Source organism: Bacillus sp. ok061, from assembly GCF_900108285.1.
Lineage (GTDB): Bacteria > Bacillota > Bacilli > Bacillales > Bacillaceae_G > Bacillus_A > Bacillus_A thuringiensis_S.
In genome coordinates, this window is sequence record NZ_FNUW01000003.1 from 110,710 (window position 1) to 124,932 (window position 14,223).

Genomic DNA, 14,223 nt, shown 5'->3' on the forward strand with positions numbered 1-14,223 from the left:
CGTTACACCTCGAATTTATAGCCTACACCCCAAACAGTTTGAATGTAGTTTCCACTTTCTCCAAGCTTCAAGCGCATCGTTTTCACGTGCGTATCTACTGTTCTTGTACTTCCCGCATAATCATATCCCCATACCTTTTCAAGTAATTGCTCCCGGCTAAATACTTGTCCTGTATGCTGACAAAGAAAATATAGTAAATCAAACTCTTTTACAGTAAGAGAAATCGGCTCACCATCCGCCTCTATTCGTCTACTTTTTTCATTGATAAGAATTGGTCCAAATTGAATCTCTTCTTGCTGTTCTTGCTTTGTATATCTTCTTAACACAGCTTCCATACGGGCAACCAATTCACCAGGACTAAACGGTTTTACAATATAATCATCCGCTCCCATACGTAAGCCGTTCACCCTATTCCACTCTTCACCTTTTGCGGTTAAAAATATAATCGGCACATCTGACGTTTTTCTAATTTCTTTACAAACTGAAAGTCCATCCATTTCTGGCATCATAATATCTAATACAACGAAATCATAATGATCTGTTTCTAGTTTTTTAAGAGCCTCTTTTCCATCTTCAGCTTCTCCCCACTCATATCCGAAGTTGTCCAAATACATTCCAACAAGCTGCCTCATATCACTTTCATCATCTACAACTAGCACTCTATATTTATTCATTGTCCTTCCCTTCCCTCTCTATGAGTTGAAACGGTCCTTTTCCGACTTTAATTGTTTGTTTTATTTTCAAATTCCTCATATCCATAACGCACACTTCATCACTATCATAACTTGCTACATATCCTTCTGCTCCGCTCTCCAAAAATGCAAATGGATTCGATCCTACTTCTACAGAAGCTATTTCTTTATATGTGCTAATATCAAACTTTCTAAGTGTGTTCGAACCATGACTTAGTGCATATACGTACTTACTATCCTTCGTTATATTCACAGGCATAAATGGAGCGTGTAAAGAGCGCACCATTTCTCCCCCCTGTAAAGAATACACTAACACTTTCTCATTTACTTGATTTCCATCACCATGTCCGCCAATCCATATTTCTTTCCCATCAGGACTAATCGTTGCTCCGGTTGATGCTGGCGGAATCATAAAGGATTGAACAACTTCTTTTTTCTTCGTATCAATTGTCGTTAGTTTCGTATCATAAAAGTTTAGTACAGATAACCGATTATGATACTCTACCATCGTTATAGGACCTTTTCCTGTTGAAACATTTCCGGTCTCTTTCCCATTTATCGTAAAGAACCTTACCTTTTGAACATTTTGATCGGCAGCAAATAATTGTTTTTTATCTTCTGATACGACCACATTTACAATGCCCTTTCCAGTTTTATATTTTTCCACTTGCCTTCCTTCCGCCAGTGAATATACATACATATATTCTAATTGCTTACCGTATACAAGGATTTCCTCACCGTTTGGAAGCAGTGTGATTCCGGCCATTGGCTCATTTAGTTCCCATGTCGTGATTAACTTTTTATTTTTTTTATCAATAAAACTAATGCTGCCTTCTTTTATATTCGTTGTTATAATAACATTTTTATCTTTAGCAATTGGTGTATATGAACTTCCTTGACACCCTACTAATAGAAATAAAAAACAGAGAAGAAAAACATACTTTCTCAAAAGATTCCCTCCATCTTCGGATGATTTCGTTATAATTGTAAAATAACAAATAAATGTGTGGAAAGTGTGAAATTTTCCTTTCTTACTCAATTTACATATATAATGTACAACAAATAGAATTTGAGGTGTGTCAATTATGCTATTTCCTGATTTAGCGAATAAAATTGTACGAGAAGTACGCAGACTAATTACAGAAAATATTATTATTATTAATATACAAGGCGTTATTATTGCAAGTACAGATACAGAAAGAATTGGTCAATTTCATGAAGGTGCACTCCGCTGCGCCAACCAAAAGAAAACTGTCATCATTACAACAGAAGATGAAAGGCAGTTGCAAGGTGTAAAGGCTGGGATGAATCTTCCTTTATTATTTCATGACGAAGTAATTGGTGTTATTGGAATTACAGGAGAACCTGAAAATATTTCACGCTATGGAGAAATATTGCGTAAGATGACCGAGTTATTAATTCATGAAAACTACTTTTTAGAGCAACTAGAACTTGAGCATCGTTCTTATGAAGCTTTCGTCTTTGATTGGCTTCAAAATACAGAATGGTCTCCAAGTTTTCTCGATCGCGCCAAAACACTTGGCATTGATTTATATAAGAAGAAACAACTTATTTTGTTTTCTATTGGCCAAAATGACACGATGCTCCAGCGTAAAATATGGCAACATATACGTAATATATTAACAAAAGAGCATCTATTTGTTCGGTGGGGAAATGATCGTTTTATTTTATTTACAGCGATGAGCTCCAACGAGCAAACATACCAATTTTTAAAACGATTAAAACAAGACTGCGAAGCTTTATTTTCTATTCCTTTATATATCGGGATTGGACAAACAGTTACCCCAAACAATATGAACATATCTTACGAACAAGCATTACGTGCTCTTTCTGTATCATTGGAAACGAAACAAATTGTATTTAATGAAGATTTACGTTTAGAAATGTGTTTACAAGATATTTCTGCCGAAACGCGTGAACAATTTCTAGAGCGTACCATCGAAAACTTACTATCATCTTCTGAGCTTATGCACACCTTACGCTTATTTATCGATTATAACCAATCTTATAAACAGACAGCTAAACAATTACATATACACATTAACACATTACATTACAGGCTAAAAAAGATTGAAGAACATACAGGACTTGATCCAAAACAATTCAAAGACTTAAACGTTTTATACTTCGCACTCCTCCTATTAGATAATCATACAAAAAAGAACGATAAAACAGATTAATCTTTAGATGATTATACATAGAAAGAATCCCTCGACTTTTTTATCATTATAACGAAAGCACTGTTACCACGTTGTTTATTATAACTAAACACGTTAACAGTTTGAGGGGGATTTCCAATGTTAGAAAAACAAATTATTCATTCATTCGTATCTATTGTTGGCGAAGGTAATGTAGATACATCCAATATGGGGCGTTTAACTTATAGTTATGATGCCACTCCAAACTTCCAAGCAATGCCTGATGCAGTCATTGCTCCTCGTAATACAAATGAAGTAGCTGAAGTGTTAAAAGTATGTAACACTCACAAAATTCCTGTGTATGTGCGCGGGTCTGGAACAAACCTTTGCGCAGGAACATGTCCACTTGAAGGCGGTATCGTCCTTATTTTCCGCCATATGAACAATATTTTAGAAATTGATGAAGAAAACTTAACAATTACTGTACAAGCTGGTGTCATTACACTTGATATTATTAAAGCGGTAGAAGAAAAAGGTTTATTTTATCCACCAGATCCAAGCTCGATGAAAATTTCTACAATCGGCGGTAATATTAATGAAAACTCAGGTGGATTACGCGGTTTGAAATATGGCGTAACACGTGATTATGTAATGGGGCTTGAACTTGTCTTACCAAATGGTGATATTATTCGTACTGGCGGCAAATTAGCAAAAGATGTAGCTGGTTACGATTTAACTCGTTTATTTATCGGCTCTGAAGGAACACTTGGCGTGGTAACAGAAGCCATATTAAAACTTGTTCCTATGCCTGAAACAAAGAAAACAATGCTTGCATTATATGAAGATATTAATGAAGCTGCACGTGCTGTTTCTTCTATTATTGCAAATAAAATCATTCCAGCAACACTGGAGTTTTTAGACCAACCGACAATTGAAGTAGTAGAAGAGTTTGCACAAATCGGTTTACCTACAGATGTAAAAGCAATTTTATTAATCGAACAAGACGGCCCGCCCGAAGTAGTCAATCGAGATATTGAAAACATGGCTAACGTTTGCCGCTCTATGAATGCAGTTGATGTTCGCATTGCAAAAGATGAAACAGAAGCAGATGCGCTTCGTACTGCTCGCCGTAGTGCTCTATCAGCGCTCGCACGATTAAAACCTACTACAATATTAGAAGATGCGACTGTACCACGTTCACAAATCGCTCCGATGGTTGAAGTTATTAATGCCATTGCAAAAAAATATAATATTCCTATTTGTACGTTTGGACACGCTGGTGATGGTAACTTACATCCAACTTGTATGACAGATGCTCGTAATGCAGAAGAGATGCACCGAGCTGAACAAGCTTTTGCTGAAATATTTGCGAAAGCAATTGAACTTGGTGGCACAATTACTGGTGAACACGGTGTTGGTGCGATGAAAGCTCCATATTTAGAAATGAAATTAGGTAAAGAAGGTATTGCAGCTATGCAAGGAATAAAGCAAGCTTTCGATCCAAATAACATTATGAATCCTGGAAAAATGTTCGCGAAAGACACTCGAAAAAGAGTGGTGGTTGAGCGATGACCACATTAAATAAAGAAAATATTCAAAAAGAATTTAAAGAACGATTAAGTGAAGATGAATTACTAAACTGTATGCGATGCGGTTTTTGTTTACCTACTTGTCCTACCTACATTCAATCCGGATATAAAGAGTCACATTCACCGCGCGGACGTATCGCATTAATGAAAGCAGTCGTTGATGGTTTAATCGAACCAGATGAAGATGTTGAAAATACATTAAACGTTTGTCTTGGTTGCCGTGCTTGTGAGCCTGTTTGTCCATCTGGTGTAAATTATGGACATTTATTAGAAGAAGCTCGAGATATTATTAATCAAAATAAAAAATTCTCAATGCCAGTGAAAGCTGTTCGAAAAGTCGTTTTTGAAGGATTATTCCCCCATCAAAATCGAATGCGAACATTAACCGGACTAATCGGATTTTATCAACGTTCTGGTTTACAAACGCTAACACATAAAACAGGTATTATGAAGTTATTCCCTGAAACACTTGCAACAATGGATCTCGTTTTACCAAAAGTCCCTAAAATGAAAGCAATGAAAGATCGTCCTTTATTTTTACCTGCAGAAAGTACAAAGAAAAAACAAGTTGCATTCTTCACAGGCTGCTTAATGGATACGATGTTTTTAGAAACAAATAACGCAACGATGAAACTTCTCCAATTAGCTGGTTGTGATATTGTTATTCCGAAAACACAAAGTTGCTGCGGTGCATTGCATGGACATGCTGGTGAAAAGAGTGGAGCAAAAGAATTAGCAAAGCGAAATATAAAGGCATTCGAAGATTTAAACATCGACTATATTATTACGAATGCAGGTGGTTGCGGAGCTTACCTCGTAGACTATGATTATCTTTTAAAGGATGATTCGGAGTGGGCTGAACGTGCTAAGCAGTTTGTTTCTAAGATTAAAGATATTACTGCTATACTAGTAGAACTAGACTTCCATAAGCGAACTGATTTACGACTCACGCAGCAAATTATTACATATCAAGACTCTTGTCATTTACGCAATGTTATGCGCACAGCTTCTGAACCTCGTATGTTACTAGAGGCTATCCAAGGTGCAACATATCGTGAAATGAAAGATGCGGACCGCTGCTGTGGCTCTGCTGGTATTTACAATATTGTTCATTCAGAGTTATCAATGGAATTTCTAGATTACAAAATGGACCGTGTGCATGAAACAGAAGCAGCAACCATTGTTACTGCAAATCCAGGTTGTTTATTACAAATGAAATTAGGAATTGAGCGAGAAGGGCTTTCTCATAAAATGAGAGGAATTCACATTGTAGATTTATTATTAGAAGCAATTGAAACTAACTCGTAATAACTCGTAACATACGTAATAATAGGAAAACGGCTATCTCCTTCGTCTATGTAAAGAGATAGCCGCTTTTTTGTCTGCTACAACATTAAAAATATGTTACTTTATTATAAAAAAGAACAACAGAAACATTACAGTTTTGTAAAAATCAATCCATTATATTCCTCAAAAAATCGCTCAAACCATTGATACAATAGGATTCTTCATTTTCCATTTAGGTAAATTCATCCAAAAACCCCCTCTTAAAATCAAGTATAAAAACACTATAAATTCCTTTTATACTCTATATTTCTCTTATTTTTGCTCACTTCTTCTCTTAGGATAAATTAGGTAATTTTAAAGTCTATGAATTTTTTTCCATCTTTTTTCTCGCAAATTGTATGCTACGATAAATTTGTCAGTCAGACAGGCTGTCAAAAACAAATCGTGTGAAAACAAATTAAAACTTTATATAGGGGGACACACATCATGAAAAAGCGTGTTTTATTATCTGTAGCTGCTGCAACAGCTCTTACTTTAGGAGTATCTTCTCTAGATGCACAAGCTGCAACAGTACAACCATCTAACATTAAGGTTCAAAATATTCAGCATTCAAAAGTAATGATGAAACAAATGAACCAACAAGAATTACAAGCATTCTTACAATCTATGGGCGTTGAGTCATTAGCGCAATGGCAACAAGGAAACTTCCAACCAAATTGCATTATTCCTGGTCAACAACCTACTGAAAATGTTGTAACTGAGCAACCAACAGCTAAGCCAGAAACTCAAAAGCCTGCTGAGCAAAAACCAGTTGAGCAAAAGCCTGCTGAAGAAGTTCAAAAACCAGAAGCTCAAAAGCCTGCTGAAAACAACAATACTCAAAAACCTGCTGAACAAAAACCTGCTGAGCAAAAGCCTGCTGAAGAAGCAAAATCTTTAAGCGAGTTCGAACAACGTGTTGTTGAATTAACAAACGCTGAGCGTGCAAAACAAGGCTTACCAGCACTAAAAATCGATACTGAATTAAGCAAAGTAGCACGTATTAAGTCTGAAGACATGCAAAAAAACAACTACTTTGATCATAACAGCCCTACATACGGGTCTCCGTTTGACATGATGAAGAAATTTGGTATTTCTTATACATCTGCAGGTGAAAACATCGCTCAAGGCCAACGTACACCTGAAGAAGTAGTACAAGCTTGGATGAACAGCGCTGGACACCGTGCAAACATCTTAAATAACGGCTTCACTCACATCGGTGTTGGTTATGTAGAAAGCGGCAACTACTGGACACAACAATTTATTACAAAGTAAATAGATTAAAAGAGTCTTCTCATAATGAGAAGACTCTTTTTCAAGTTTCATAGCTTTCTATTATGTATGAATAGAAAATATAGAACATAAACAACATAGATCCACAGCTTATTACACTAAGCAATATATAAAATCCCCACTCTAAGTTCAAAAACAATGAAAACAATATGCCACATGCCATCACTTGAAAAATCCGTCTACTTACTAAACGAATTTTTTGTAATTTAATTGGATCTTTTTCTTTGCCTTTTATTTTCTTAAATTCTTTACTCAGCATAAAAAGAAACATGCTAATCCCAATCGTTAATCCTGTTTGAAAGAATATAAAATCTCCAAAATTAATCAAGAGAATAAGCATATGAATAAACAACATAAATAATGTAATTTTCTTTATAAATCCGCCTATAATACAATGCTCTCTTTCATTAAACTTAAATATATTATGTGAAATAATATACAAAAATCCATATGAAAAAATAATAAAACAAGGAATAAATGCTACAACAACTTGTTTACTCATAAACTCGTTTGGCTCACCATTTACATTCCAATGTACTGCCATACGATTTGGTAAATAGGGGTAAAGACATAGAGTAACTAAAAGACAAGCGAAAAATATTCCAAGTACATACTTATATTTGATCAAGTAATTCTCACCTCTCTTTTCTCTTAACGGCTTCGCTTCTTTTAGAGAAATCCCTGCAAAAATCTACTTTTTTCAAATTAAAACTTATACTTTACGCATTTTCTTTTTGAAATTCTTTTATTTTATTATTTAATTTTGTAGGAAACGGCACATCAACTTCAATTGCTTCTTTCGTAATTGGATGCAAGAAATTTATCTTCATCGCATGTAATGCTTGACTGGACATATATTTTGTTTGTCCACCATATAATACATCCCCAACTAGTGGATTACCATTATGGCTCATATGAACACGAATTTGATGCGTTCTACCCGTTTCTAATTGTAACGTTACGAAAGTCGTGTTTTGCTTCTTAAAATACTTTTCTACTTTATAATATGTGATAGCTTGGTCACCTTTTGGAGAAATACGACGCCTTGTAGCATGATGGCGATCCCTTCCGATAGCAGCATCAATCGTTCCTTGTTTCTTATTTACTTTCCCTTCAACGAGCGCTGCGTACGTTCTTTTAATTTTTCGTTCCATTAATAAACGATCCATAATTGCACCAGCAATTCTATGCTTAGCAAACACGACACCACCTGTCGTATCTTTATCTAAACGATGAATATGACGAACCTTCGTCTCTAAACCTTGCATTTGAAAATGAAAAGCAACAAGATTTGCAAGTGTCCCGTTTCCACCTTTTTCAGCAGGATGTGTGTCCATTTGCTCTGGTTTATTTACGATGAGTACGTGATCATCTTCGTATACTACATGTAATTCACCATATTCTGGATTTACACCGTACTCTTCCTCCGCAAACATATGAACTTGTAACTTATCGTTCTCTTTTAAAAGCTCATTCCATCTTCTTTGTTCCCCGTTAACCGTAACACCTTTTTCCATACGAAGCTGATGTAATAGCTTTTTCGGTATTTCCCATTCTACTTTTAATACTGATTCAATACTTATACCATTCCATTTAGCTGGAACGGTAATTTCACACCATTCGCCCTTTTTCTTTGTTTCCATACTGTTTATCACCTTATTTCTATTGATTCTCTCATTGTAACGGAAAACACACTTTGATGCACCGTCAAAAATAGAGGACAGTCTTATAATAGACTGCCCCTCAAGCTCTAAGCCTTTTCATTTCTAACAATACTTCTTCAGCTTTTTGTTCATACGATAAATCTTTAAAGAAATCTGCCAACCTTTTATAATCATTGTAAGCATCTAATAAATCGTCCATCCTTTCTATTTTCATCACTTGTTGTTTTTGTTTCATTTTTACTGGATAACGATAACCTGATACTTCTTGTATTTTGTAATACTCATCCTCTACTTGAACGACCTTTACAAGTTCTTCCTCCTCTGCATCCATCGTATACCCGTCAAATTCTCTAAGTAGTTCATAAATGATATGAGTCCATTCATCTTTTGGATAAAATCCCTTTTCTAACCGATAACCGACAATGCGATACATATGCCCATCGTTTTCTGCAAACTGTACTGTATCATTTAACTTAAACTTAAAATAACGAAACATTGCCTTCACCTACTTGTATGTAATGTTCTTATCACATACTATTTGCAAAATGTAGGTCTTGCTATTCATAAAAAAATGCTCATCAATATGATGAGCATTTTTTTATGATGATTTTTCTCGTTTTTTTCGAAATGGCAACCACCAGTTCCAGTCTCCAAATAACTTCATTAAGCTTGGTACGAGCATAAGACGAATAATTGTTGCATCAAGAAATATTGCTAATGCAACGCCAAGCCCCATCTGCTTTACTGGTAAAATATCAGTAAATGCGAATGCACCAGTTACAACAATCATTATTAAAGCAGCTGATGTAATGATTCTACTTGTTGAAACGAGCCCTTCTAACGTTGCTTGATCGTTATCTCCTGTTTCTTCATAGAGCTCATGAATGCGTGAAATAAGAAATACTTCATAATCCATACTAAGCCCAAATACGAGGCCAAAAATGAAGATTGGTAAGACAAACAGAACCGGACTCGCTTCTAAACCGAAATGACCACCTTCAAATAACCAAACAACAATTCCAATGGTTGCACTTAAACTAAGTATATTCATAATAATTGCCTTAATTGGAATGAGTATAGATCGGAATGCAAATAATAATATAACAAAGGTCGATCCAAATATAACAGACATACCAATTACAACTTTATCTTTAATTTCATCTTCTAATTCTTGTTGAAACGTCGTCATTCCGCCTAGATAATACGTAACATCCGTTTCTTTATAGTTCTTTTTAAAGTCACGCACCCACTGTTTTGCAGTCTCTGTACGTGGTTTTGTTTTCAAAAAGACTTCTATCGTCGTCTTATTCCCTTTCGTGTATGCTTCAAATACAGGAGTTAGTTTCGCTGACTCTGGCGACTGCAATATTCCAACAACTTGATTTGCTTTCATTCCAGTTAACCCGTCGTATAAACTTCTTACTTCATGTACTTTCTTATCATCTTTTAACTTTTGAACGACTTCTTCTATCTTTTGTAGACTTTCTTTTTCTTTCATATCTTCTTTCGTCTCTACAACTAACGTAACATCAGCGTGTGTTTTGACAGTTTCATTAAATGCTTCTTCATACTTTTCATATGCAATCCTTGTATCACTCTTTTCAGGTAAAGCTTCAACACCAGGGAACTGCAAATTAGCTGTACGTAACGGCAATAAGCAAATAACAATAAATGTTGTAACAACAATAATCATTGCGATTGGATGTTTCATTACAAATTGTGCAAATTTACGCCATGCTTTTGCCGGCGTATGTGCTACTTGATTCTTTTTTAATATTCTTTTACCTATTAACGATAATAGCGCTGGAAGAAGTGTGAGTGAGAATAAAATACTCATAATCACAACAATCATTCCGCTAATCGCGACAGATTGAATATAATCTATCTTAAAGAAAAACAAACCTGACAACCCAACAAATACGCATAATCCTGAAAATACAATTGCACGTCCTGCCGTCTGGTATGTAATTGCTATCGCTTCTTTTACCGTTCGTTTAGCAACTTCCTCTCGAAAACGGTTCACAAATAATAGCGCAAAATCAATAGATAGTGCAAGTCCAATCATCGGTGCAACGTTTAACACGAAAATAGAAAGTTCTTTATCCACACCGATAAAATACAATATACCCATCGTGCTAATAACACTAAGCGCCCCATTCAAAATCGGTAAAATTGATGCCAAAAGGCTACCAAACGAAAATAATAATACAAGAAACGCAATTGGTAATCCAATCATTTCTGCTACTTTTAAATCATTTTGCGTTCTTTCATTAATCTCTTGATTAATTTTCGGAAATCCTGTAGGTGTTACTTTTAATGCTACATTACTTTCTTTCTCAATCTCATCAGCAAATTGTAATGTCTTTTCCATTCTTTCTTTATTTGTTTTCCCAGAAAATAAAATTGTCGCATAACCGATATCACCTTGTAGCATTTCTTTATTTTGGATTGGGTGATGGAAAGATTCATAGTTCTCTTTCTCTTGAACATTCCTTACAATTTCATCTATTCGTTTTTTAAATTCCTCATGCGAAGCATCTTTATTTTTCTCAAAAACGAGCAGAAGCGTATCTTGAGACCTCTTAAAATCTTTATCTAAAATTTCTTTTGTTTTTTGATAGTCGCCTTCCGTTTGGAAACCGTCACCACCTAATACTCCCGGTAGCTTTGGAGCAAAAATCCCAAGTGCGATTGCCAGCAACAGTAACGCTACAATTACTGTATAACGAAATTGATACAAAAAAGCTCCTAACTTCCCCCACTTATCAACTTTATGAACATTTGTCTTCACACATTTTCACCTACTTTAAATAATTCAATTGTCACTTATACTGTATCATATCTTTATACAAACAAAAAACGCCTAGGAACACTATAATGATAGTTTTTCCAGGCGTTTTTTCTATCTCTCTTTATTAAGCCCCAATCTCTCAGTAAGTAAACGATGATAGTAAATCGCGATAATTAACAAAATACCACCTACGCAGTAACCAGCTAAAATATCAGTTGGGTAATGTACATTTAAAATGACTCTACTTAATCCAATCGATAGAATTACTATACCCATCAAAATCGTTGTGACACATTTCCCAGCTACGCTTTTCAAATTAGCAGCAATGATATAAGCAAGAAATCCAAATGTCATAATTGATAGCATCGCATGTCCACTAGGAAAACTATATCCAAGTGCATCTAGCGCTTCATTTAATGACGGACGTTCTCTCTTTACAATCTCTTTTATCCCTTTATTCACAAGATGTGTTATTAAAATTCCCATTGGATATACAATCATCGTAGCATAATAACGCTTCTTCCAAAAAACAAGCAAACTTATAACGAGCGTAGCGACTATCCCAATTGCTGATCCCAATTTTGTAAAGTACGAGAAAAATGTAAGGGAACTCTCCGTTTGTAGCCCTTTTACTAATCCACGGACATATGTATCCATCACGGTAACGCCACCTGCATGTACGCGCCAAGCAACAATACCAAATACAGCAAATAATAAAGCAATACACATTACCTCATATTGATGTAACTTCTTCAAACGATTTCCTCCTACTATGAAAAAATGCGATTTCTACTTTAGAAACCGCATTTCCTTACTTATTTACCTTTTGTTTTTAGCTCTGTCCAGTAACGATCATAGTCTTTTAACTTATCATCTACATCAACAAGCCATTCTGTACGATCTAACTCTTCTTTCGTTAAGAAAATCATGTGATTATCACGGTATTCTTTACTATGAAGAGGATGAGCTTTTTCATTTGGATTACTGTAACCAATGGACTCGTAGTTTTTCACACTTACTTTTTCATCTAGTAAGTAGTTCATAAATTTCTCAGCAAGCTCTTTATGTTTTGCACCTTTTGGAATTGCTAACGTATCAGCCCAAATCGTGCCGCCTTCTTTTGGTACAACGTATTCTACATCTTTATTATCTTTTGCGATAAATGCTGCATCTCCAGACCAAACTGTTCCGATCCAAGCATCTTCTGTAATGAATTTTTGTTTAATGTTGTCTGTATCAAATGCTAATAAGTTTGGAAGCAGCTTCTTTAAATCATCTGCTGCTGTCTTTAACTCTGCATCTTCTTTCGTACTGTTTGAGAAACCGTGCTTCTTAAGACCCATTCCTAATACTTCACGAGAATCGTTTAGTAACGTTACATGTCCTTTATATTTCTCATTCCATAAGTCAGCCCAGCTTGTAGGTGCTTCTTTCACATACTTTTTATTGTATGCAATCCCTGTTACACCCCAAGTGTAAACTAAAGAATATTTATTCTCTGGATCAAACGCCGGTGTTTTGAAATTGGAAACCATGTTTTCGATATTTGGGATATTCTTTTTATCTAACGGCGCTAATAAATCCATTTTTGCCATTGTTTTAACCATGTAATCAGATGGCTGAATTAAATCATACTTTGCGCCACCAGCTTGTAATTTCGCAAGCATTTCTTCGTTACTTGCGTACTTATCATAGTTAATTTTCACATTATATTTCTTTTCAAAATCTCTTAGCACTTGCTCATCAAAATTGTCAGCCCAGCTATAAATATTTAATTCTTCTTTCTTTTCACCACAACCAGCAAGTACACCAACAACAAGGCTAAAGCTAATTGCTGCGCCAGCTATTCTTTTCATTAATTTCATCGGTTTATTACCCCCTCGTACTTTCTATATCGTTCGTATTATAAAGGAAGGTGTCCTCCAGAGTTTTCTTCACCATCTGCACCTTTGTTACGGAAGATTTCAGATAGAACCATTAATCCTACGATAGCAACAATTAAAATTGTAGAAAGAGCATTAATTTCTGGTGATACTCCGCGCTTAACCATACTGTAAATGTATAATGGCAATGTTGTTGATCCTGGTCCTGATACGAAGAAACTAATTACAAAATCATCAATTGATAATGTGAATGTTAATAATGCTGCCGAAATAACTCCCGGTGCAATTGCTGGGAACGTTACATAACGAAACGTTTGCCAAGGCGTTGCTCCTAAATCATTTGCAGCTTCTTCTAAGTCACGTCCCATACTTGAAAGACGCGCAGCTAAAATAACAACAACAAACGAAATACTAAATGTAATATGTGCAATAATAATCGTTGTTTGTCCAAGTTCCATTCCTAACTGACTGAAAAGAATTAGTAAAGATAATCCCATTAAAATATCAGGAATTAAAATTGGTAAATATACAAGGCCATTAATAGCCCCTTCGAAACGATATTTATAACGATGTAAAGCAATCGCAAAGAATACACCAAGTATCGTTGTCACAATCGTTGTTATAACTGCAATCGTAATACTATTTACAAATGCATCAATAACATCTTGTTTTTGAAATAAATCTGTATACCAATGGAATGTAAAACCTTCCCACTCCGCATTAATGCGAGAGTCGTTGAAAGAATAGACCATTAAAACCATCATTGGAAAATACAAGAATAACAAAATTAACCAAGAATAAGAAACTAAAAACTTCTTCATCTTTG

The 14,223-nt window shown here is 35.2% G+C and carries 13 protein-coding genes; 4 read left to right on the forward strand and 9 right to left on the reverse strand.

Going from position 1 to position 14,223, the window contains the following annotated elements; translation table 11 throughout:
• Nucleotides 1-2 precede the first annotated feature (2 nt).
• Both C4S65_RS05600 and C4S65_RS05605 read right to left on the reverse strand, forming a co-directional pair.
• The gene (locus C4S65_RS05600; protein ID WP_001046394.1) at nucleotides 3-674 is read right to left on the reverse strand and encodes a response regulator transcription factor; all 672 of its coding nucleotides are present in this window, start codon (nucleotides 672-674) and stop codon (nucleotides 3-5) included.
• On the reverse strand, nucleotides 667-1,641 hold the full coding sequence (locus C4S65_RS05605) for a hypothetical protein (protein ID WP_001234159.1): 975 nt from the start codon (nucleotides 1,639-1,641) through the stop codon (nucleotides 667-669). The genes C4S65_RS05600 and C4S65_RS05605 overlap by 8 nt, the downstream gene beginning before the upstream one ends.
• Before the next feature lie 127 nt (nucleotides 1,642-1,768).
• Between C4S65_RS05605 and C4S65_RS05610 the strand changes: the two genes are divergently transcribed.
• The 4 genes from C4S65_RS05610 to C4S65_RS05625 all read left to right on the forward strand — a co-directional run bounded on the left by C4S65_RS05610 (nucleotide 1,769) and on the right by C4S65_RS05625 (nucleotide 7,041).
• Nucleotides 1,769-2,893: a sugar diacid recognition domain-containing protein gene (locus tag C4S65_RS05610; RefSeq protein WP_003306564.1), complete on the forward strand. Its 1,125-nt coding sequence runs from the start codon at nucleotides 1,769-1,771 to the stop codon at nucleotides 2,891-2,893.
• A gap of 117 nt (nucleotides 2,894-3,010) precedes the next feature.
• Nucleotides 3,011-4,423 carry a glycolate oxidase subunit GlcD gene (gene glcD, locus C4S65_RS05615; protein ID WP_098617802.1) on the forward strand — a complete coding sequence of 471 codons (1,413 nt, stop codon included), beginning with the start codon at nucleotides 3,011-3,013 and terminating at the stop codon, nucleotides 4,421-4,423.
• Complete coding sequence (locus tag C4S65_RS05620) at nucleotides 4,420-5,748, forward strand: (Fe-S)-binding protein (protein ID WP_097888300.1); 1,329 nt, start codon at nucleotides 4,420-4,422, stop codon at nucleotides 5,746-5,748. The genes glcD and C4S65_RS05620 overlap by 4 nt, the downstream gene beginning before the upstream one ends.
• Nucleotides 5,749-6,213: 465 nt before the next feature.
• Nucleotides 6,214-7,041 (forward strand): CAP domain-containing protein, encoded by an 828-nt coding sequence (locus tag C4S65_RS05625; protein WP_097820678.1) that lies wholly within the window; start codon nucleotides 6,214-6,216, stop codon nucleotides 7,039-7,041.
• 40 nt (nucleotides 7,042-7,081) lie between these two features.
• Here the strand turns inward: C4S65_RS05625 and C4S65_RS05630 are convergent, their stop codons facing one another.
• The 7 genes from C4S65_RS05630 to potC form a co-directional block, all read right to left on the reverse strand.
• Nucleotides 7,082-7,687: a DUF1648 domain-containing protein gene (locus C4S65_RS05630; protein WP_000599007.1), complete on the reverse strand. Its 606-nt coding sequence runs from the start codon at nucleotides 7,685-7,687 to the stop codon at nucleotides 7,082-7,084.
• A 91-nt stretch (nucleotides 7,688-7,778) separates the two neighbouring features.
• Nucleotides 7,779-8,702: an RluA family pseudouridine synthase gene (locus C4S65_RS05635; protein ID WP_000448354.1), complete on the reverse strand. Its 924-nt coding sequence runs from the start codon at nucleotides 8,700-8,702 to the stop codon at nucleotides 7,779-7,781.
• A 100-nt stretch (nucleotides 8,703-8,802) separates the two neighbouring features.
• Nucleotides 8,803-9,219 (reverse strand): hypothetical protein, encoded by a 417-nt coding sequence (locus C4S65_RS05640; RefSeq protein WP_000490302.1) that lies wholly within the window; start codon nucleotides 9,217-9,219, stop codon nucleotides 8,803-8,805.
• Between the two features lie 102 nt (nucleotides 9,220-9,321).
• On the reverse strand, nucleotides 9,322-11,514 hold the full coding sequence (locus tag C4S65_RS05645) for an MMPL family transporter (RefSeq protein ID WP_097888301.1): 2,193 nt from the start codon (nucleotides 11,512-11,514) through the stop codon (nucleotides 9,322-9,324).
• Between the two features lie 111 nt (nucleotides 11,515-11,625).
• Complete coding sequence (locus tag C4S65_RS05650) at nucleotides 11,626-12,243, reverse strand: phosphatase PAP2 family protein (protein ID WP_003306560.1); 618 nt, start codon at nucleotides 12,241-12,243, stop codon at nucleotides 11,626-11,628.
• A gap of 86 nt (nucleotides 12,244-12,329) precedes the next feature.
• Nucleotides 12,330-13,379 (reverse strand): spermidine/putrescine ABC transporter substrate-binding protein PotD, encoded by a 1,050-nt coding sequence (gene potD, locus C4S65_RS05655; RefSeq protein WP_000772492.1) that lies wholly within the window; start codon nucleotides 13,377-13,379, stop codon nucleotides 12,330-12,332.
• A 38-nt stretch (nucleotides 13,380-13,417) separates the two neighbouring features.
• The gene (gene potC, locus C4S65_RS05660) at nucleotides 13,418-14,218 is read right to left on the reverse strand and encodes a spermidine/putrescine ABC transporter permease PotC (protein WP_000714189.1); all 801 of its coding nucleotides are present in this window, start codon (nucleotides 14,216-14,218) and stop codon (nucleotides 13,418-13,420) included.
• Nucleotides 14,219-14,223: the final 5 nt, after the last annotated feature.